This is a genomic window from Streptomyces sp. DT190 (genome assembly GCF_049846985.1).
Taxonomy (GTDB): Bacteria; Actinomycetota; Actinomycetes; order Streptomycetales; family Streptomycetaceae; genus Streptomyces.
In genome coordinates, this window is the sequence record NZ_JBNCNM010000017.1 from 100,887 (window position 1) to 119,391 (window position 18,505).

Here is an 18,505-nt window from a genome sequence, read left to right on the forward strand (position 1 = left end):
GTAGGGTCACGGCCCATGACCGACGCCGACTTCCTGACCGAGACCCGTGCCTTCTACGACACCGTGGCCGAGGAGTACGCCGAGACCTTCCGGGACGCCACCACACCGCTGGACCTGGGCCTGCTGTACGGGTTCGCGGAGCTCGTGGGCGAGGGCGCCGAGGTCGCCGACCTCGGATGCGGGCCCGGGCGGGTGACGGCGTACCTGGCGTCCCGGGGGCTGTCGGTCTTCGGGCTCGACGTGTCGGAGCCGATGCTGGCGATCGCCCGGCGCGAGCACCCCGGAGTGCGGTTCGAGCAGGGCTCGATGCTGGACCTGGACCTGCCGGACGCCTCGCTGGACGGCGTCGTGGCCTGGTACTCGACGATCCACACGCCCCTGGAGCACCTGCCCGCCCTCTTCTCCGGCTTCCACCGCGTGCTGCGCCCGGGCGGGCACCTGCTCCTCGGCTTCCAGTACGGCGAGGAGCCCCGGCGCTACGAGGAGGCCTTCGGCCACCGGGTCTCCCTGAGCTTCCACCGCCGCCGGCCGGAGCGGATGGCCGCGTTGCTGGAAGGGGCCGGCTTCACCGTGCGGGCACGGACGGTTCGGGAGGCCGACGAGGAGCGCGGGGAGCCCGTCCCCCAGGCGGCCCTGGTGGCCCGCAGGCCGAACGCCTAGGACACGGCCTGCCCCCTCCCCGGCCGCGCCGGCACCGGCCGTCCCCGCACGCGGCGGCGGTGGACCGGCCTATTCGAGGCCGATGGCCGCGCAGTCCGCCCGGTACTTCGCGGTGCAGATGTCCTTCACCGAGTACACGCCGTCGGTGATGACGGTCTCCTCGATGTTGTCCTTCGTGAGGGCGACCACCGGCACCAGCATCGCCGGGATGTTCTTGCGCGTGGGGCTGTCGACGGTCTCCCGGGTCAGCGCGGCGAACTCGATCGAGCGGCCCTGGACCTTGGCCACGGCGATCTTCGCGGCGTTGGTCGCCTCCAGCAGGAAGGACTTGTACACGGTCATGTACTGCTCTCCCGACACCACGCGCTGCACCGCGTCCAGGTTCGCGTCCTGCCCGGTCACCGGCGGCATCCTGGTGGCGCCCGCCTCCTTGAGGGCCTCGATGACGGCGCCGGCCATGCCGTCGTTGGCCGAGTAGACGGCGGCGATGTCGTTCAGCCCGACCGCCTTGATCGCCTTCTGCATGTTGGCCTTGGCGATCGCGGGCTTCCACTCCTTGGTGTCGTACTGCTGCACGATGTCGACCTGGCCCTGGAGCTCGCCCAGCGCGCCGGTCTTGAAGCGGGCCGTGTTGGGGTCGGCGGGGTCGCCGTTCATCATGACGACCTTGCTGTTCTGGGCCTTCTCCCCGAGTTCGCCGATGATCGCGCGGCCCTGCACCTGGCCGACGAGTTCGTTGTCGTGCGAGACGTAGGCGTCGATGGGGCCCTCGGCGAGCCGGTCGTAGGCGATGACCGGGATGCCGGCGTCCTTGGCCTTCTGCACGTCCGTGGCTATGGCCTTGGAGTTCAGGGCGTCGACGAGGATGACGTCCACCTTGTCGGCGATCATCTGCTGGAACTGCTCGCTCTGCCGGTCCACGCTGGCCTCGGCGTTGGCGTAGCGGACCTTGCCCTTGTTCTCGGTGAGGGAGGCGACCTCCTGCTTGATGAGCGGGTAGTCGAACCTCTCGAAGCGTGCGGTGTCCCGGTCGGGCAGCAGCAGCCCCACCGTGATGTCGTTGCCCTTCTTCCCCTCGGCCGAGTCGGCGCTCGCCCCGTCCCCGCACCCGGCGAGGGACAGGGCCGACAGGGAGACCGCCAGGCCTGTGGCGAGGTGACGCACGGTGGCCCGACGGGTGTGACGCGCTTTCACTGATGTGCCTTCCGCTTCGGGAGCATCGCGATGAGGTGGCAGAAAGCCAACGGGGAGACACCGTGCGTCGTCAAGGACCAGGTGTGAAGACTCCGCAAAGGTGCCTCACCGCGTGTAGAGGCCCTCCACCTCCGTCGCGAACGCGCGCAGGACCGCCTCGCGGCGGAGCTTCATCGACGGGGTGAGGTGGCCCGCCTCCTCCGTGAAGTCCTCGGGCAGGACGGTGAAGCGGCGTATGGACTCGGGGCGGGAGACCAGCTTGTTGGCCTCGTCGACGGCGCGTTGCAGGACCGCGCGGAGTTCCTCGTCGTCGACGAGGAGGGCCGGTGGGACGGGGTGCTTGCCGCGCATGCGGCGCCAGTGGGTGAGGCCGGCCTCGTCCAGGGTGATCAGCGCGGTGACGTAGGGGCGGCCGTCGCCCAGGACCATGCACTGGGAGATCAGGGGGTGCGCGCGCAGCCAGTTCTCCAGGGGGGCCGGGGCGACGGACTTGCCGCCCGCGGTGATCAGCAGTTCCTTCTTGCGGCCGGTGATCGTGAGGTAGCCCTCGTCGTCCAGCGCGCCGAGGTCGCCGGTGGCGAGCCAGCCGTCGGGCGCGGCCGGTACGACACCGCCGGCCTGGGGGTCCCAGTAGCCGCGCAGCACGTGGTCGCCTGCGACGAGGATCTCCCCGTCGGCGGCGATCCGGACGCGGGTGCCGGGCAACGGCCAGCCGACCGTGCCCAGCCGGGGCTTGAGGGGCGGTGTGACGGTCGTCGCGCCGGTGGTCTCCGTCAGGCCGTAGCCCTCGAAGATCTCGATGCCGGCGCCCGCGTAGAACGCGGCGAGGCGGCGGCCGAGCGGGGAGCCGCCGCAGATGGCGTAGCGGACCCGGCCGCCCATGGCGTTGCGGATGCGGCGGTAGACCAGCGGGTCGTAGAAGGCGCGGGCGGTCCTCAGGGCGCGGGAGGGGCCGGGGCCCGTGCCCGTCTGGCGGGCCTCCACCGCCTCTCCGTAGCGCTGCGCCACCGCCACCGCGCGGTCGAAGGAGGTCGCCCGGCCGCTCGCCTCGGCCTTGGCGCGGGCGGAGTTGAAGACCTTCTCCAGCATGTACGGGATGGCCAGCAGGCAGGTCGGCCGGAAGCCGGCCAGGTCGGGCAGGAGGTCGTCGGCCTTGATGCTCGGCGCGTGCCCGAGCCGGACGCGGGCCCGGACGCAGGCGATCGCGACCATGCGTCCGAAGACGTGCGACATGGGCAGGAACAGCAGGACCGAGGCCTCCTCGCTGGTCCGGTCCTTGAAGACGGGGTAGAGCAGCTCGATGGCGTTGTCGACCTCGGCGAAGAAGTTGCCGTGGGTGAGCGCGCAGCCCTTGGGGCGGCCGGTGGTGCCGGAGGTGTAGATGAGGGTGGCGAGGGTGTCGGGGCCGAGCATGCCGCGCCGCACCTCGACCTCCTGGCCGGCCAGGTGCGCCCCGGCCTCCGCGAGCCGGTCCACGTGGCCCTTCTCCACGACCCACACGTGCTTGAGGTCGGGCAGCCGTTCGCGCTCGGGGCCGAGGGCGGCGGCCTGCGCGGTCGTCTCGGTGATCAGCGCGACGGCGCCGGAGTCCTGCAGGATCCAGCGGGCCTGGAAGACGGAGGAGGTCGGGTAGACGGGGACGGTGACCAGTCCGGCCGCCCAGGCCGCGAAGTCCAGGACGGTCCACTCGTAGATCGTGCGGGCCAGCACGGCCACCCGGTCGCCGGGCATCAGCCCCTCGGCGATCAGTCCCTTGGCCACGGCCGTCACCTGCTCGGCGAACTGAGCGGCGGTGACGTCGCTCCAGCGCCCGTCGGCGTCCTTGCGGCTGAGCGCCACGGCGTCGGGGGCCGCGCTCGCGTTGTCGAACGGCAGGTCGGCGAGCGACCCGTGGGTCCACGGCGGGGCCAGCGGCGGCACGGACACCTCCCGTACCGCCCCGTCGAGCCGCTTCACCTCGGGCTCGACCAGGACCGGTCCGCCGTAGACGTCGCCGTAGGCGGAGGAGGGATACGCAGTGGACACGGGCGGCTCCTGGGGCGTGCAGCGAAGGACTGCTTGCTGCATGACGTACGTGCCTCGCACGCCGAGGCGCTCAACCGGCTGAACCGCCAGAAAGGGGTTACTGCCGGTAGGAACGGGATCGTACGGCGCTGACGTGGTGGCCATGTGCGGGTTCGGGGATGGTCCGGAGCCAGGCCTGTGCAATCTCGGAGGTTACGTGAGGGTCTCTCAGCTTCCCTGGTCCGCCGCCTCAGGGGCGCTCCAGGATCGCCGTCACGCCCTGCCCGCCCGCCGCGCACACGGAGATCAACCCCCGGGCGGGCGCGTCCCGTTCGGTGAGCAGCTTGGCCAGCGTGGCCACGATCCGGGCGCCGGTGGCGGCGAAGGGGTGGCCGGTGGCCAGGGAGGAACCCGCGACGTTCAGCCGGGCCCGGTCGACCGTGCCGAGGCCCTGCTTCTCCCAGGCCGCGAGCGTGGCGAGCACTTGGGAGGCGAATGCCTCGTGGATCTCGACCAGTTCGAAGTCGTCCAGGCCCAGACCGGCCCGTTCCAGCATGCGCGGGACCGCGTACGCCGGTGCCATCAGCAGGCCGTCCTCGCCGCCCGCGACGTCCCCTCCGACGAAGTCGACGGCCGCCGTCTCGTACGCGGTGAGGTACGCCAGCGGCTCCAGGCCGCGCTCGCGGGCCCACTCCTCGCTCGCCAGCAGCACGGTCGCCGCGCCGTCCGTGAGCGGCGTCGAGTTGCCCGCCGTCATGGTGGGTTCGGGGTGGTCCAGGCCGAACACCGGCTTGAGAGTGGCGAGTTTCTCCACCGTCGAGCCGGGGCGCAGGTTCTGGTCGCGGGCCAGTCCCCGGAAGGGCACCACCAGGTCCTGGAAGAAGCCGCGTTCGTAGGCCGCCGCCAGCCGCTGGTGGCTGGTCGCGGCGAGTTCGTCCTGCGCCCGGCGGCCGATGCCCCAGGCCCGGGCGGTGACGGCGGCGTGTTCGCCCATGGACAGATGGGTGCGCGGCTCGGCGTTGCGCGGGATGTCGGGGACGAGGTGGCCGGGGCGCACCTTCGCCAGCGCCTTCAGCCGGGCGCCCGGCGACTTCGCCCGGCGGGCCTCCAGCAGGATCCGGCGCAGGGAGTCGTTGACGCCGAGGGGCGCGTCGCTCGCGGTGTCGGCGCCGCCCGCGATCGCCGAGTCGGTCTGGCCGAGGGCGATCTTGTTGGCGGCGGCGATGACGGCCTGGAGGCCGGTGCCGCAGGCCTGCTGGATGTCGTAGGCGGGGGTGCGCGGGTGGAGCCGGGAGCCGAGGACGGTCTCGCGGGCCAGGTTGAAGTCGCGGCTGTGCTTGAGGACCGCGCCGGCGACGAACTCGCCGACGGCGCCGGGCCCGTCCAGGCCGTACCGCTCGACGAGGCCGTCCAGGGCGGCGGTGAGCATCTGCTGGTTGGAGGCGGTGGCGTAGGGGCCGTCGGAGCGGGCGAAGGGGATGCGGGTTCCGCCGACGATCGCCACGCGCCGCACCGACGACGACAGCTGCTGGGGGCTCATCTCGACCTGCTCCTCGTCCGTGACATAGCCTTACCTCCGGTAACCTTACTCCAGAGTAAGCACGATTGCCCCCGCACAGCCTGCATCGGAACTGGGAGTTGGCATGGCCGATCGCTATCTACGCTTCACGGGTACCGCTCCCGGCCGTCTCCTCACCCGCCGGCTCGGGCTGCCGCAGCCCGCGGCGCTGGCCCGCTGGTCCCCCGAGCACCCGGCCCTGGAGGGCGGTCTGCGCCACCTGACCGCCGGGACGTCCGGCCTGGACCTGGCGCCGGTGCTGGCGCGTACGGGGCTCGGCCCGGCCGGAGCGGACCGGGCGGCCGCCGTCGTCCTGGACGCGACCGGGGTACGGGACGTCGAGGGCCTGGCCGGGGTGCACTCGGCGCTGCACCCCGTCCTGCGGTCGGTCGTCGCCGGCGGCCGGGTGGTCGTGCTCGGCGCGCCGCTCGACCCGGCCGACCACCACCAGGCCGCGGCCCAGCAGGCCCTGGAGGGCTTCACGCGCTCGCTCGGCAAGGAGATCGGCCGGGGCACCACGGTGAACCTGGTCCGGCTGACGGACGCGGCCGCCGCCGAGTCCACGCTCCGTTTCCTGCTGTCGCCGAAGTCGGCCTATGTGAGCGGCCAGGTCGTCGAGGTGGGCCCGCCGCGGGAGGCCCCCGCCGTCCCGGACCGGGACCGCCCCCTGGCCGGCCGCACCGCCCTGGTCACCGGCGGCGCCCGGGGCATCGGCGAGGCGGTCGCCGCGACGCTCGCGCGGGACGGGGCCCGGGTCGTGGTCCTCGACGTGCCGCAGGCCGAGCAGGACGCCCGGCGCGTCGCCGACCGGATCGGCGGCACGGCCCTGCCGCTCGACATCACCACCGCCGACGCGGGCGCGCGGATCACCGAGGCCCTCCCGGACGGACTGGACCTGCTCGTCCACAACGCGGGCATCACCCGTGACCGGCGGCTGGTGAACATGCCGGCCGAGCAGTGGATCTCCGTGCTGGAAGTGAACCTGGCGAGCGTGCTGCGCACCACGGACGCCCTGCTGAAGGCCGGGACGCTGAAGCGCGGTGGCTCCGTCGTCGCGACGGCCTCGATCGCCGGACTCGCCGGCAACGCGGGCCAGACCAACTACGGGGCGAGCAAGGCGGGCGTGGTCGGTCTGGTCCGCTCCCTCGCCCCGCGCGCGCTCGACGAGCACGGTGTGACGGTCAACGCGGTGGCGCCCGGCTTCATCGAGACGAGGATGACGGCCGCGATCCCGCTGTTCATCCGCGAGGCGGGCCGCCGGATGAACTCCCTCGCGCAGGGCGGTCTGCCGGTCGACGTCGCCGAGACGACCGCCTGGCTGGCCCAGCCCGCCTCGGGCGCGGTCAACGGCCAGGTCGTCCGCGTCTGCGGCCAGAGCCTGCTGGGGGCCTGATGACCGGCGCCGCCCTCGTCCTCACCGGCTCGCCCGCCCTCGCCCCGCTCCTGGCCCGCGGTGCCGTGCTGTCCCCGTTCAAACGGCCCTCCCCCGGCGCCGGTTTCCCGCGCACCCGGCTGGTCCTGCCCGGCCTGCGGGTCGACCTCGCGCGGCTCGCGGCGTACGAGCGGGTGTGCGGCTTCGCCACCGGGGAGGACGCGCTGCCGGTGACCTATCCGCACGTGCTGGGGTTCCCGCTGGCCATGCGGCTGATGAGCGGGCGGGAGTTCCCGCTGCCGCTGCTGGGCCTCGTCCACACGTCGATCACGATCACGCGGCACGCCGCGATGCCCGCCACGCGCGCGTACGCCCTGGCCGTCCACGTCGACGGGCTGGCCGCGCACCGGCGGGGCACGCAGGCCACGGTCGTCACCGAGGTGCGCGGCGACGGCGGGGACGTCGTGTGGGAGTCCAGGAGCACCTATCTGGCGCGGCACGGCACCGGGCGTCCCACCGAGGGCGGCGAGGCCGGGGGCGACGCGGCCCAGGGCGACGCGGCCCAGGGCGACGCGGCCCAGGGCGACGCGGCCCAGGGCGACGCGGCCCAGGGCGACGCGGCCCAGGGCGACGCGATCCAGGGCGACGCGGCCCGGGACGACAAGAGGTCCGAGCCGCTGCCCGCCGTCGCCGAGTGGCGGCTGGCCGGGGACGTCGGACGGCGCTACGGGGCCGCGTCCGGGGACCGCAACCCCATCCATCTCCACCCGCTCACGGCGCGGCTGTTCGGTTTTCCCCGGGCCATCGCGCACGGCATGTGGACGGCCGCCCGCTGCCTCGCCGCGCACGGCACACCGGACGCCTGCCGGGTCCGGGCGGACTTCAGGGCGCCGGTGCTGCTGCCGGGGACGGTGACCTACTCGGCGCACGGCACCCGGTTCGCGCTGCGGGGCCCGGACGGCCGGACGCACCTGACCGGGGAGGTCCTCCCCGGCTGAGGCGAGCACCGGCCGGGTGCCTACCCGGTCCGGCCGTCCGGTTCCCCGCCGGGCGGGGTCCACGGCCGTCCCTCCATGAGGTCGCCCAGGCCGGCCCAGGCGAAGTTCATCAGGGTCGCGGCGGCCTGGCGGGCCGTGACGCCCGGGGTGACGTTGGCCCAGGCGGCGAGGGACTCGGCGGCACCGACCAGGGCCTCGGCCAGCCCGGCGACCTCTCGCTCGGGCAGGTCGGGGTCGCGGTGGGCCTCGCGGGCGCCGGCGAGGATCAGCTGCGTCACGAACACGACGATCTCCTCGCGCATCGCGGCGACTTCGGCGGCGAAGGGCTCACCGTGCGTACGGGCCTGGAGGTGCAGGATCGACCAGGCGTCGGGGTTCTCGGCGGTGTGCGCGAAGAACGCGCCGAGGCCCTCCCACAGTTGCCGGTCGGCGGGCAGGTCCCGCCGGACTCCGGCGCGCACCGCCTCAACGAGGGCCTTGGCCTCCCGGCGGATGCAGGCGGTGAAGAGGTCTTCCTTGGAGTTCAGGTACAGGTAGACCAACGGCTTGGACACGCCCGCCAGTTCGGCGATCTCGTCCATCGAGGCGGCCATGTAGCCGCGTTGGCCGAAGATGCGCACGGCGGCGTCCAGCATCTGCTGTTCACGGACCGCACGCGGCATCCGCTTCGTCTTCACGGCACCCATACCGCTTAGCGTACGGGCCCCCGGCCGCCCCTCCGCCGGAAGAACCGGAGGAGGGGCGGCCGGGGGCCCGTCACGTCAGGGCGTCCGGCGCTCAGGCGGCGGCGGGCACCCGCTCGGGTCGCGCGTCACGCGGCTCGTCGTCCAGGGCGAGGTCCGAACCGTCGGCCGTGGCGTAGGCGTCACGGTCGAGCAGGTTCTCCCGGGCCGAGACCAGGACCGGGATCAGCGCCTGTCCGGCGACGTTGGTCGCGGTGCGGATCATGTCCAGGATCGGGTCGATCGCGAGCAGCAGGCCCACGCCCTCCATCGGCAGGCCGAGGGTGGACAGGGTCAGGGTCAGCATGACCGTCGCGCCGGTGAGGCCGGCCGTGGCGGCGGAGCCGACCACCGAGACGAAGGCGATCAGCAGGTAGTCGCCGACGCCCAGCTGGATGTCGAAGATCTGGGCGACGAAGATCGCGGCGATGGCCGGGTAGATCGCGGCGCAGCCGTCCATCTTGGTGGTGGCGCCGAACGGCACGGCGAAGGACGCGTACTCCTTCGGCACGCCGAGCCGCTCGGTGACCTTCTGCGTCAGCGGCATGGTGCCCACCGACGAGCGGGAGACGAAGGCCAGCTGGATCGCGGGCCAGGCGCCCTTGAAGAACTGGACCGGGTTGACCTTGGCGACCGTCGCGAGCAGCGTCGGGTAGACGCCGAACATCACGAGGAGGCAGCCGACGTAGATGTCGGCGGTGAACGTCGCGTACTTGCCGATCAGGTCCCAGCCGTAGGTGGCGATGGCGTAGCCGATCAGGCCGATGGTGCCGAGCGGGGCGAGCCGGATGACCCACCACAGCGCCTTCTGGAGCAGGCTGAGGACGGACTCGCTCAGGGCGAGGATCGACTGGGCCTTCTCGCCGAGCTGGAGGGCGGCGATACCGGCGACGGCGGCCATGAAGACGATCTGCAGGACGTTCAGCTCGGTGAACGGCGTGATGACGTCGGTCGGCACGATGCCGGTCAGGAAGTCGATCCAGGAACCGGTGGTCTCGGGCTTCGCGCCGTCCTTGGGCGTGAGGCCGGTGCCGGAGCCGGGGTTGGTGACCAGGCCGATGACGAGGCCGATGCTCACCGCGATCAGCGAGGTGATCATGAACCACATGAGGGTCCGCGAGGCCAGGCGGGCCGCGTTGTTGACCTTCCGCAGGTTGGTGATCGACACCAGGATCGCGAAGAAGACGAGCGGGGCGACGGCCAGCTTCAGCAGGCCGATGAAGGTGTCGCCGACCTTCTCCAGGGTCGTGACCAGCCAGGACAGGTCCTGGCTGCGGGCGAGCCAGCCGAGCAGCACACCCAGGACGAGACCGGCGAGTATCTGGGCCCAGAAGGGCACCTTGAAGGACTTCGTGTGTGAGGACACGCGACTGACTCCGTTGGGGGGACGCGTAACGGCGGGGGAACTGACGTGGGAGACGACGGGGGTTGCGTTACGTCAGGGACGACAGAAAGCGGACGCGCACCGACAGAGATCCACGTGCAGCCGCGCCACGAGCGGAGCGCCCAGAGGCGAATGAGGCACGACTGCTGACTTCATACACAGACCTTAACACCTGAACTTTGAGGACCCCAAAGCCTGGCTTTGACAGGTGACGGGTCACACACACCCATACAAAGGCAAAGCGCCCCGTGTCCGCGCATGTGCGGAAACGGGGCGCTGTTCGTCTGCGGAGAGGACCTTACGAGGTCTGCCCCTGGGCCCGGGCGGCGTCGTCGGCGACGTCCTCCTGGTTGCGGTTGGCGTCCAGGTTGGCCTTCATCCGGTCCACCCGCTGGGCGACCTGGATGGACGCGCGGTCGCGCTCCTTGCGCAGCACGACGAAGCTGATCGGCGCGGAGATCAGCAGGGCGAGCAGGACGACCCACAGGCCGTTGCTGTCGCCGAGGCCGCGCGGGGCGAGGCCCGAGTAGACGGCGCCCCAGACGACCACGAGGCAGCCCACGAAGACACCGAGGCGCATCAGCGTGTAGCGGAGCATCTCAATCCACTCTTCCGTTTCGAACGGCCGGAACACACCCAAAGGGGCACCGTCCAGTGAAGCACGCCGGACGGCCGATCTTGCACGGGGGTCAGTGCAGCGGGAGCAGCATGATCACGTCGTCGCGGTCGTCTCCCGGCGCGACGCGGATGGCGCCCGGGATCCGTCCGACCTCCTTGTAGCCGCACGAGGCGTAGAACCGCTCCAGGCCGAGTCCGCCGCGGCAGGTCAGCCGGATCGCCTCGATCCCGTCGATCCCGCGGGCGGCGTCGGCGGCCGCGGCCAGCAGGTCGCGGCCGTATCCCTTGCCCTGGTGACGCGGGTGCACCATCACCGTGTACAGCCACAGCCAGTGCTTCATCAGGCGGTGCGTGTTGAGGGTGAGGAACGCGGTCGCGGCGACCCGCCCGTCCTCGTCGTGCCCGACGAGCAGCCGGACCTGCCCCTCGGCCATGGCCGCGAAGTGCTTGAGCAGCTGCGGCCTGATGTCCTCCCGCGTGACCGGCGGCACGAAGCCGACGGCGCCGCCGGCGTTGGAGACGTCGGTCCACAGGTCGAGGATGCCGTCGCGGAGCTCGGGCGTGACGGCGGGATCGAGCGTGCAGGTAAGGGGCATGCCGGGATTGTAGCTATTACGACAGGGCCCGCGCCGCCAGTCCGGATCCCCCGCCGGCGGCGGCCCGGGCGCCCTCGTCTCAGGGGCGCGGGGAACTGCGCGAACAACCCCCACGCGCCCGCAGAGGACGATCAAACCCTCATGGGTTGCGGCGCTTCACGACGCTCCGGGTCAGGCCCCGCGTACTCCCGGATGATCTCGTACCGCGTGTTGCGCTCCACGGGCCGGAACCCGGCGTCGCGGATGAGGTCCAGCAGATCCTCACGCGTCAGCTTGTTCGGCGTGCCGTAGTTGTCCGCGTCGTGCGTGATCTTGTACTCGACGACCGACCCGTCCATGTCGTCGGCGCCGTGCTGCAGGGCCAGCTGCGCGGTCTGCACCCCGTGCATCACCCAGAAGACCTTCACGTGCGGCACGTTGTCGAACAGCAGCCGCGACACGGCGAAGGTCTTCAGCGCCTCCGCGCCCGTCGCCATCTGCGTCCGGGCCTGGAGCCGGTTGCGGACCTTGCCGTCCTTCATGTCGACGAAGTCGTGCTGGTAGCGCAGCGGGATGAACACCTGGAAGCCGCCGGTCTCGTCCTGCAGCTCGCGCAGCCGCAGCACGTGGTCCACCCGGTGCCGCGGCTCCTCGATGTGGCCGTAGAGCATGGTGCACGGGGTCTTCAGGCCCTTCTCGTGCGCCAGCCGGTGGATGCGGGACCAGTCCTCCCAGTGGGTGCGGTGGTCGACGATGTGCTGCCGGACCTCCCAGTCGAAGATCTCCGCGCCGCCGCCGGTCAGCGACTCCAGGCCCGCGTCGATCAGCTCGTCGAGGATCTCCGAGGCCGACATCCCCGAGATGGTCTCGAAGTGGTGGATCTCGGTGGCCGTGAAGGCCTTCAGCGACACGTGCGGCAGGGCCGCCTTCAGCTCCCGCAGCGACCGCGGGTAGTACCGCCACGGCAGGTTCGGGTGCAACCCGTTGACGATGTGCAGCTCGGTGAGGTTCTCCGACTCCATCGCCTTGGCGAGCTTGACGGCCTCCTCGATGCGCATCGTGTACGCGTCCTTCTCCCCCGGCTTGCGCTGGAAGGAGCAGTACGCGCAGGAGGCCGTGCACACGTTCGTCATGTTGAGGTGACGGTTGACGTTGAAGTGCACCACGTCGCCGTTCTTGCGCGTGCGCACCTCGTGCGCGAGGCCGCCGAGCCAGGCCAGGTCGTCCGACTCGTACAGCGCGATGCCGTCCTCACGGGTCAGGCGCTCACCGGCCCTGACCTTCTCCTCCAGCTCGCGCTTGAGCCCGAGATCCATGCCCACACCTTTCTACGGAGACGTCCCCCACCGTACGACTAGACCTCTTCGGGCAGTTCCCCGACCCGGTTCTCCCACTTGGTGGAGAGCACGATGGTGGTGCGGGTCCGGGAGACGCCCTTGGTGCCGCTGAGCCGCCGGATGATCTTCTCCAGGCCGTCCACGTCCGCCGCCCGCACCTTGAGCATGTACGAGTCGTCGCCCGCGATGAACCAGCAGTCCTCGATCTCCGACAGGTCCCGCAGCCGCTGCGCCACGTCCTCGTGGTCGGTGGCGTCGGACAGGGAGATGCCGATGAGGGCGGTGACGCCGAGGCCGAGGGAGGCCGCGTCCACGGTGGCCCGGTAGCCGGTGATGACACCGGCCGCCTCCAGCCGGTTGATGCGGTCGGTGACGCTGGGTCCCGACAGGCCGACGAGGCGTCCCAGCTCCGCGTAGGAGGCCCGGCCGTTCTCCCTCAGGGCCTGGATGAGCTGCCTGTCCACCGCGTCCATTGCGATCGAAGCCTTCCGCTGAAGTTGTCTGTGGTCCGAGTGAGTTCCGGTGTGCTCAGCCGGCGCGGTGTGCTCCGCCGCCGAGCTCACCCTGCCAACGGCGGTAGAGCGTGTGCGGCACGCCCGCCGCGTCGAGTACGCGTCCGGCGACGAAGTCCACCAGGTCCTGGATGTGCGTCGCGCCCGCGTAGAAGGCGGGTGAGGCGGGCACGACCGCCGCGCCCGCGTCGTCGAGGGTGACCAGGTGCCGCAGGGTCTGGCCGTTCAGCGGGGTCTCCCGTACGGCCACGACCAGCCTGCGGCCCTCCTTGAGGGTCACGCTCGCCGCCCGCTGCAACAGGTCCTTCGACAGGCCGAGCGCGACCCCGGCCACGCTCGCCGTCGAGGCGGGCACGATGAGCATGCCCCGGGTGGGGTACGACCCCGAGGAGGGTCCGGCGGCCAGGTCGCCGGCGCTCCAGTGCCGTACGGCGTCCAGGTCGACGGAGAAGGTGTCCGGCTTGCCGTCGGCACCCCGGGACAGCCATGCGCGCAGGTCGTCGCGCCAGTGGGCGTCCCGGAACGAGATCCCGGTCTCGTCGAGGAGGGTGAGCCGGGAGGCCCGGGACACCACGAGATCGACGCTTTCGCCGGCGTCGAGCAGGCCCCGCAGCACGGCAGCGGCATACGGGGTGCCGGAGGCGCCGGACACCCCTACGATCCAAGGCGTACGCGGCGTCTCGCCTGGCTTGACTGGGTTCACGACCCCGAGCCTATCCGGCGCCGCGGGGTGGGAACCGGCCAAGGGGTACGGGGCGTTGCTCAAAGGGGACGAGCGAGCACTGGGGGTCGCCATGCCGGGTCCGCGTGAAGGCCGGTCGGCGAGCGACCGCGCGCTGGCCGCGGGCAAGCTGATGGTGGCCTGGATCGCCCTGCTGTGGCTGCTGGAAGCGGTCGACGCGGCGTCGGGTCACGCGCTGGACCGCTTCGGCATCGTCCCGCGCGAGCCGTCCGAGCTGGCCGACGTCGTCCCGTCGGCCTTCGTGCACTTCGGCTTCGCCCACCTGATGTCGAACACGCTGCCCCTGCTGGTCCTCGGCTTCCTGGCGGCGCTGGCGGGGCTGCGCCGCTTCCTCCTCGTCTGCGCGCTGATCGTCCTGGTCGACGGCCTGGGCGTCTGGCTCGTCTCCCCGGCGCACACGAACACGGCGGGCGCGTCGGGCCTGATCTTCGGCCTCTTCGGCTTCCTCCTGGTCACCGGCTTCGTGGAGCGCCGCCCCTGGGGCATCCTGGCGGGCGTCCTGATCGCCGCGGTCTGGGGAGGCTCGATCCTGTCGGGCCTGGCCCCCACCCAGACGGGCATCAGCTGGCAGGGCCACCTGCTGGGGTTGCTGGCGGGGGTGGGGGCGGCGTTCGCCTTCCGCCGCCGGGTGCCTCCGGGCTCAGCGGAAGGCAGCTGGTCCCCACGGTGAGGCGCCCGATCCGGGCCTCGACGGTGACCTCGTCCCCATACGGAAGCACGTTCCGCCCGCGGTAGCCGTCCGGTCCGGGGTCCCGAAGGGTGACGACGTGTCCCTGCCGCGGATCGAAGACCAGGTAGTCCGGGATGCCCCGCGACGCGTACTGCCGGTCCTTGACCGCATAGTCGCCGCGCGCGCTCTCGGGCGACACGCTGGGGTTCGAGGATCGCCCAGAGCCGCCGAACGGTACGGCCGTCGCACGGCCGCACCGGCCGCGCGACGACACTGCCTTCGACGATCTCGGTGCGGAACCCCGGAAACGCGTCTTCGAGGCGGGCGAGTTGCGCGCGGAGGCGATGCATGGCCGCACCGTAATCACACGGTCAGACCTCGCACGAGCAGATCCAGCAGCGCGCACACGAACAGGGCGATGCCGATGAAGCCGTTGACGCTGAAGAACGCCCTGTTCACGCGGGAGAGGTCGTGGGGGCGGACGATGGAGTGCTCGTAGAGGAACGCCGCCGCGACGATCAGCAGGCCCAGCCAGAAGAAGGCGCCCGCGCCGGTGGCCAGGGCGTACCAGACGAACAGGGCCGTCGTCACCGCGTGGCAGACACGGGCGCCCCAGATCGCGGCCGGGATGCCGAAGCGCGCCGGGACGGACATGACGCCGATCTCGCGGTCGGTCTTCACGTCCTGGCAGGCGTAGATCAGGTCGAAGCCGCCGATCCAGACGCCCACGGCGAGACCCAGTATCACCGCGTCCCACGACCAGGAGCCGGTGATCGCCAGCCAGCCGCCGATCGGGCCCATCGCCTGGGCGAGTCCGAGGATGGCCTGCGGGAAGTTCGTGAACCGCTTGCCGTAGGGGTAGACCACCATCGGGATCACGGCGATGGGGGCCAGGGCCAGGCAGAGCGGGTTGAGCAGGGCCGCCGCGCCGAGGAACACGGCCAGGGCGATCAGCGCGCCCGTCCAGGCGTGCTTCACCGACATCGCGCCGGTCACCAGCTCGCGCTGCGCCGTGCGCGGGTTCCGCGCGTCGATCTCCCGGTCGATGATCCGGTTGACCGCCATGGCGAACGTGCGCAGGCCGACCATGCAGACGGTGACCAGCAGCAGCTTGCCCCAGTGGATGTTCTTGTCCCACTGGAACATCGCGGTCAGCGCGGCGATGTACGCGAAGGGCAGCGCGAAGACCGAGTGCTCGATCATCACCAGCCGCAGGAACGCCTTGGTGCGTCCCGGCTGCGGGATCGCGGCGGAAGCGGAGGTCACAGGCCGTACTCCTTCCAGCGGCGGTCCACCTTCGCCGCCGTCTCCGGGTCGGACTCGACCATGTCGGGCCAGCCGCCGTCGCGCGTGTAGCCCTCCTCGGGCCACTTCTTCGTCGCGTCGATCCCGGCCTTGCCGCCCCAGAACTGCTGGTAGGAGGCGTGGTCCAGATGGTCGACGGGGCCCTCGACGATGCTCAGGTCCCGGGCGTAGTCCGTGTTGCCCAGCGCCCGCCAGGCCACCTCGTGCAGGTCGTGCACGTCGCAGTCGGAGTCGACGACCACGATCAGCTTGGTCAGCGACATCATGTGCGCGCCCCAGATGGCGTGCATGACCTTCTGCGCGTGCTTGGGGTACTTCTTGTCGATCGAGACGATCGCGCAGTTGTGGAAGCCGCCCGCCTCCGGCAGGTGGTAGTCCACGATGTCCGGCACGATGATCTTCAGCAGCGGCAGGAAGAAGCGTTCCGTCGCCCGGCCCAGCGGCCCGTCCTCCGTCGGCGGGCGGCCCACGACGATCGACTGGAGCAGCGGCCGCTTCCGCATCGTGATGCAGTCGATCTTCAGTGCAGGGAAGGGCTCCTGCGGCGTGTAGAAGCCGGTGTGGTCGCCGAACGGGCCCTCGGGCAGCATCTCGCCCGGCTCCAGCCAGCCCTCGATGACGACCTCCGCCTGCGCGGGCACCTGGAGCGGAACGGTCTTGCAGTCGACCATCTCGATCCGCTTGCCCGCGAGGAACCCGGCGAACAGGTACTCGTCGATGTCCCCGGGCAGCGGGGCGGTCGAGGCGTACGTCACGGCGGGCGGGCAGCCGAAGGCGATCGCGACGGGCAGCCGCTCGCCCCGGCGCGCGGCCACCTGGTAGTGGTTCCGGCTGTCCTTGTGGATCTGCCAGTGCATGCCGATGGTGCGCTTGTCGTGCCGCTGGAGCCGGTAGAGGCCCAGGTTGCGCACGCCGCTCTCGGGGTCCTTGGTGTGCGTGAGCCCCAGGTTGAAGAACGACCCGCCGTCCTTCGGCCAGGTGAACAAAGCCGGCAGCTGCTCCAGGTCCACGTCGTCCCCGGTCAGCACGACCTCCTGCACGGGGCCGTCCTTGACCTTCTTCGGCGGCACGTGCGTCATCGCGCCGAGCTTGCCGAAGGCCTCCCGCACGCCGACGAACCCGTGCGGCAGCTCGGGCTTCAGCAGCCCGCCGATCCGCTCCGAGATCTCCGCGTACGACTTCAGGCCCAGCGCCTTCAGCAGCCGCCGGTCCGTGCCGAACACGTTCATCGCGAGCGGCATGCGCGACCCGCGCACGTTCTCGAAGAGCAGCGCCGGACCGCCGGACTTCTGCACCCGGTCGACGATCTCCCCGACCTCCAGGTACGGGTCCACCTCGGCCTTGATGCGCTTGAGGTCGCCCTCGCGCTCCAGCGCCCTGAGCAGGGAGCGAAGATCGTCGTAAGCCATGGGGTCCAGTATCCCCGAGCGGCTACGCTGGCCTGGAACCACCCACCGCTTTCGCTGAGAGGCCGCGCATGCTCCGGGTACTGATGTTCCTCGTGCCGCTGGCGCTGAGCGTGTACGCGTTCATCGACTGCATCAGCACCAAGGACGACGACATCCGCCACATGCCCAAGCCGCTGTGGGCGATCCTCGTGCTGCTGTTCCCGCTCGTCGGCTCGATCTCCTGGCTGATCGCCGGCAAGAAGCGCAGCCCGGCCGCCGACGGCTGGTCCGGCGTCCGCGGGGGCGGGCGCTCCCGGCAGCAGTGGGTGGCGCCGGACGACAACCCCGACTTCCTGAAGTCCCTCGACGACGACAAGAACAAGGACGACGACCCCCGGCGCGAGGAGTCCTGACCCGGACTGCGGGAAACGGGTTGCTCCCGTGGCACGCATGGTCGTCAATGGTGTTCCCACAGTGACCGCGGTCACTTCGCGCTCACCGGCCTTCAGGGGGACACCATGGAAACGAGACAGCCACCGGGGCAGTGGGACGTACCGCCCCCGCCCGCCACTCCGCCCCGGACCCTGACCGACGTCGAACTCCGCGTCCACAAGCGCCTGTTATGGGTCGGCGCAGCGGCCTACCCGCTGCGCAACATCGCCCGGGTCTACACCTTCACCCTCCACCCCAAGCGCAAGGAGGCCGTCTTCCGCTTCCTGACCCGCGCCGGGATCACCCTCGCCGTGGCGATCGGCCTGTCGATCATCGGCGGCCTGACCTACCTCGCCGACGAGTCGGCCGCCGGCGGACTGCTGACCTTCGTGTGGATCTGCTCGATCGCGGCCCTGATCTACTTCCTCGTCGAGATGCTCTCCGTCGTCACGGCCCAGTCGCACTACGTCCTCGCGGTCGAGACGGCCGGGCCGTCCACCGCGATGGTCACCAGCCGGGACCCGCAGCACCTCGACCGGCTGGTCGGTTACGTGGCGGGCGCGCTGGAGAACCCCGACACCGAGTTCCAGGTGACGGTGGAGCGCCTCACGATCAACTCACCGTCGAACTACCACTTCGGCGACAACGTCAACATGTACGGCGGCAGCGGCAACGTGGGGATCGCGGCATGAGCGGCAACAGCTACCACTACGGCGACAGCGTCACGATGCACGGCGGCAGCGGCAACACGGGCATCGTCAAGAACGGCACGACCGGGGACGTGGATCCCGCGCTGCGGCTGGCCCTGGCGGAACTGCTCCAGGGCGTGCGCGAGTTGCGCGAGCAGCTGCCCCAGCCCAGTGTGCAGCTCATCGACGAGTCCCTGCCGGTGCTGGCCGCGGACGCGGCGCCGCCGCAGGAGCGGCACCGGGCGCTGATGGCCGTCGCGGCGATCGCCGCGGCCGTGGGGGCCGTGGGGCAACCGGTCGCGGAGGCCGCGAACCGGGTCCTGCAGATGCTGGGCGGACAGTAGG

20 protein-coding genes are annotated in these 18,505 nt (G+C 71.4%); 7 read left to right on the plus strand and 13 right to left on the minus strand.

Annotation, left to right across the window (positions count from 1 at the left end; translation table 11 throughout):
• The first annotated feature begins 15 nt into the window (after nt 1-15).
• Entirely contained in the window at nt 16-660 is a 645-nt protein-coding gene (locus ACPXCS_RS26940) for a class I SAM-dependent methyltransferase (RefSeq protein ID WP_425950065.1), read from the plus strand.
• Nucleotides 661-729: 69 nt separating this feature from the next.
• On the opposite strand, the gene ACPXCS_RS26945 is transcribed toward ACPXCS_RS26940, so the two are convergent.
• From ACPXCS_RS26945 to ACPXCS_RS26955, 3 genes are all read right to left on the minus strand, one after another.
• Nucleotides 730-1,824, minus strand: a complete 1,095-nt coding sequence (locus tag ACPXCS_RS26945) for a sugar ABC transporter substrate-binding protein (RefSeq protein WP_425950067.1) — start codon at nt 1,822-1,824, stop codon at nt 730-732.
• Between the two features lie 135 nt (nt 1,825-1,959).
• Nucleotides 1,960-3,879 carry an AMP-dependent synthetase/ligase gene (locus ACPXCS_RS26950; protein ID WP_425950069.1) on the minus strand — a complete coding sequence of 640 codons (1,920 nt, stop codon included), beginning with the start codon at nt 3,877-3,879 and terminating at the stop codon, nt 1,960-1,962.
• Nucleotides 3,880-4,108: 229 nt separating this feature from the next.
• Nucleotides 4,109-5,398 carry an acetyl-CoA C-acetyltransferase gene (locus ACPXCS_RS26955; protein ID WP_425950071.1) on the minus strand — a complete coding sequence of 430 codons (1,290 nt, stop codon included), beginning with the start codon at nt 5,396-5,398 and terminating at the stop codon, nt 4,109-4,111.
• Between the two features lie 103 nt (nt 5,399-5,501).
• Here ACPXCS_RS26955 and ACPXCS_RS26960 point away from each other — a divergent pair, with 103 nt between their 5' ends.
• Entirely contained in the window at nt 5,502-6,809 is a 1,308-nt protein-coding gene (locus tag ACPXCS_RS26960; RefSeq protein WP_425950072.1) for a 3-oxoacyl-ACP reductase, read from the plus strand.
• Nucleotides 6,809-7,786 carry a MaoC family dehydratase gene (locus tag ACPXCS_RS26965; RefSeq protein ID WP_425971038.1) on the plus strand — a complete coding sequence of 326 codons (978 nt, stop codon included), beginning with the start codon at nt 6,809-6,811 and terminating at the stop codon, nt 7,784-7,786. The genes ACPXCS_RS26960 and ACPXCS_RS26965 overlap by 1 nt, the downstream gene beginning before the upstream one ends.
• Before the next feature lie 20 nt (nt 7,787-7,806).
• On the opposite strand, the gene ACPXCS_RS26970 is transcribed toward ACPXCS_RS26965, so the two are convergent.
• The 8 genes from ACPXCS_RS26970 to ACPXCS_RS27005 all read right to left on the minus strand — a co-directional run bounded on the left by ACPXCS_RS26970 (nt 7,807) and on the right by ACPXCS_RS27005 (nt 13,637).
• Nucleotides 7,807-8,472 (minus strand): TetR/AcrR family transcriptional regulator, encoded by a 666-nt coding sequence (locus tag ACPXCS_RS26970; RefSeq protein WP_425950074.1) that lies wholly within the window; start codon nt 8,470-8,472, stop codon nt 7,807-7,809.
• A gap of 91 nt (nt 8,473-8,563) precedes the next feature.
• Nucleotides 8,564-9,874 carry a dicarboxylate/amino acid:cation symporter gene (locus ACPXCS_RS26975; protein WP_425950076.1) on the minus strand — a complete coding sequence of 437 codons (1,311 nt, stop codon included), beginning with the start codon at nt 9,872-9,874 and terminating at the stop codon, nt 8,564-8,566.
• Between the two features lie 72 nt (nt 9,875-9,946).
• Nucleotides 9,947-10,048, minus strand: coding sequence for a putative leader peptide (locus ACPXCS_RS26980; protein WP_425950077.1), 102 nt, complete (start codon nt 10,046-10,048; stop codon nt 9,947-9,949).
• Nucleotides 10,049-10,190: 142 nt separating this feature from the next.
• Complete coding sequence (locus ACPXCS_RS26985) at nt 10,191-10,490, minus strand: DUF4229 domain-containing protein (protein WP_425950079.1); 300 nt, start codon at nt 10,488-10,490, stop codon at nt 10,191-10,193.
• Between the two features lie 91 nt (nt 10,491-10,581).
• The gene (locus tag ACPXCS_RS26990) at nt 10,582-11,106 is read right to left on the minus strand and encodes a GNAT family N-acetyltransferase (RefSeq protein ID WP_425950081.1); all 525 of its coding nucleotides are present in this window, start codon (nt 11,104-11,106) and stop codon (nt 10,582-10,584) included.
• A 131-nt stretch (nt 11,107-11,237) separates the two neighbouring features.
• Complete coding sequence (mqnE, locus tag ACPXCS_RS26995) at nt 11,238-12,401, minus strand: aminofutalosine synthase MqnE (RefSeq protein ID WP_425950082.1); 1,164 nt, start codon at nt 12,399-12,401, stop codon at nt 11,238-11,240.
• 38 nt (nt 12,402-12,439) lie between these two features.
• The gene (locus tag ACPXCS_RS27000; protein ID WP_094056892.1) at nt 12,440-12,895 is read right to left on the minus strand and encodes an Lrp/AsnC family transcriptional regulator; all 456 of its coding nucleotides are present in this window, start codon (nt 12,893-12,895) and stop codon (nt 12,440-12,442) included.
• A gap of 55 nt (nt 12,896-12,950) precedes the next feature.
• Nucleotides 12,951-13,637 (minus strand): UbiX family flavin prenyltransferase, encoded by a 687-nt coding sequence (locus ACPXCS_RS27005; RefSeq protein ID WP_425950085.1) that lies wholly within the window; start codon nt 13,635-13,637, stop codon nt 12,951-12,953.
• A 91-nt stretch (nt 13,638-13,728) separates the two neighbouring features.
• Between ACPXCS_RS27005 and ACPXCS_RS27010 the strand changes: the two genes are divergently transcribed.
• On the plus strand, nt 13,729-14,346 hold the full coding sequence (locus tag ACPXCS_RS27010) for a rhomboid family intramembrane serine protease (RefSeq protein ID WP_425950087.1): 618 nt from the start codon (nt 13,729-13,731) through the stop codon (nt 14,344-14,346).
• 363 nt (nt 14,347-14,709) lie between these two features.
• Here the strand turns inward: ACPXCS_RS27010 and mqnP are convergent, their stop codons facing one another.
• Nucleotides 14,710-15,612 carry a menaquinone biosynthesis prenyltransferase MqnP gene (mqnP, locus tag ACPXCS_RS27015; RefSeq protein WP_425950089.1) on the minus strand — a complete coding sequence of 301 codons (903 nt, stop codon included), beginning with the start codon at nt 15,610-15,612 and terminating at the stop codon, nt 14,710-14,712.
• A complete protein-coding gene (locus ACPXCS_RS27020; RefSeq protein WP_425950090.1) occupies nt 15,609-17,060 on the minus strand; it encodes a menaquinone biosynthesis decarboxylase in 1,452 nt (483 codons plus the stop codon). The genes mqnP and ACPXCS_RS27020 overlap by 4 nt, the downstream gene beginning before the upstream one ends.
• A 68-nt stretch (nt 17,061-17,128) precedes the next feature.
• Here ACPXCS_RS27020 and ACPXCS_RS27025 point away from each other — a divergent pair, with 68 nt between their 5' ends.
• The 3 genes from ACPXCS_RS27025 to ACPXCS_RS27035 all read left to right on the plus strand — a co-directional run bounded on the left by ACPXCS_RS27025 (nt 17,129) and on the right by ACPXCS_RS27035 (nt 18,504).
• Nucleotides 17,129-17,452: a PLD nuclease N-terminal domain-containing protein gene (locus tag ACPXCS_RS27025; protein ID WP_425950092.1), complete on the plus strand. Its 324-nt coding sequence runs from the start codon at nt 17,129-17,131 to the stop codon at nt 17,450-17,452.
• Between the two features lie 105 nt (nt 17,453-17,557).
• A complete protein-coding gene (locus tag ACPXCS_RS27030; protein WP_425950094.1) occupies nt 17,558-18,163 on the plus strand; it encodes a DUF6232 family protein in 606 nt (201 codons plus the stop codon).
• The gene (locus ACPXCS_RS27035) at nt 18,160-18,504 is read left to right on the plus strand and encodes a hypothetical protein (RefSeq protein WP_425950096.1); all 345 of its coding nucleotides are present in this window, start codon (nt 18,160-18,162) and stop codon (nt 18,502-18,504) included. Before ACPXCS_RS27030 ends, ACPXCS_RS27035 begins: the two co-directional genes overlap by 4 nt.
• Nucleotide 18,505 lies beyond the last annotated feature (1 nt).

Coding starts and splice junctions, on each gene's coding strand:
- ACPXCS_RS26940 (WP_425950065.1), top strand. CDS start 16: ATGACCGACGCCGACTTCCTGACCGAGACCCGTGCCTTCTACGACACC.
- ACPXCS_RS26955 (WP_425950071.1), bottom strand. CDS start 5,398: ATGAGCCCCCAGCAGCTGTCGTCGTCGGTGCGGCGCGTGGCGATCGTC.
- ACPXCS_RS26960 (WP_425950072.1), top strand. CDS start 5,502: ATGGCCGATCGCTATCTACGCTTCACGGGTACCGCTCCCGGCCGTCTC.
- ACPXCS_RS26965 (WP_425971038.1), top strand. CDS start 6,809: ATGACCGGCGCCGCCCTCGTCCTCACCGGCTCGCCCGCCCTCGCCCCG.
- ACPXCS_RS26970 (WP_425950074.1), bottom strand. CDS start 8,472: ATGGGTGCCGTGAAGACGAAGCGGATGCCGCGTGCGGTCCGTGAACAG.
- ACPXCS_RS26980 (WP_425950077.1), bottom strand. CDS start 10,048: ATGAAGTCAGCAGTCGTGCCTCATTCGCCTCTGGGCGCTCCGCTCGTG.
- ACPXCS_RS26985 (WP_425950079.1), bottom strand. CDS start 10,490: ATGCTCCGCTACACGCTGATGCGCCTCGGTGTCTTCGTGGGCTGCCTC.
- ACPXCS_RS26990 (WP_425950081.1), bottom strand. CDS start 11,106: ATGCCCCTTACCTGCACGCTCGATCCCGCCGTCACGCCCGAGCTCCGC.
- mqnE (WP_425950082.1), bottom strand. CDS start 12,401: ATGGATCTCGGGCTCAAGCGCGAGCTGGAGGAGAAGGTCAGGGCCGGT.
- ACPXCS_RS27000 (WP_094056892.1), bottom strand. CDS start 12,895: ATGGACGCGGTGGACAGGCAGCTCATCCAGGCCCTGAGGGAGAACGGC.
- ACPXCS_RS27010 (WP_425950087.1), top strand. CDS start 13,729: ATGCCGGGTCCGCGTGAAGGCCGGTCGGCGAGCGACCGCGCGCTGGCC.
- ACPXCS_RS27020 (WP_425950090.1), bottom strand. CDS start 17,060: ATGGCTTACGACGATCTTCGCTCCCTGCTCAGGGCGCTGGAGCGCGAG.
- ACPXCS_RS27025 (WP_425950092.1), top strand. CDS start 17,129: ATGCTCCGGGTACTGATGTTCCTCGTGCCGCTGGCGCTGAGCGTGTAC.
- ACPXCS_RS27030 (WP_425950094.1), top strand. CDS start 17,558: ATGGAAACGAGACAGCCACCGGGGCAGTGGGACGTACCGCCCCCGCCC.
- ACPXCS_RS27035 (WP_425950096.1), top strand. CDS start 18,160: ATGAGCGGCAACAGCTACCACTACGGCGACAGCGTCACGATGCACGGC.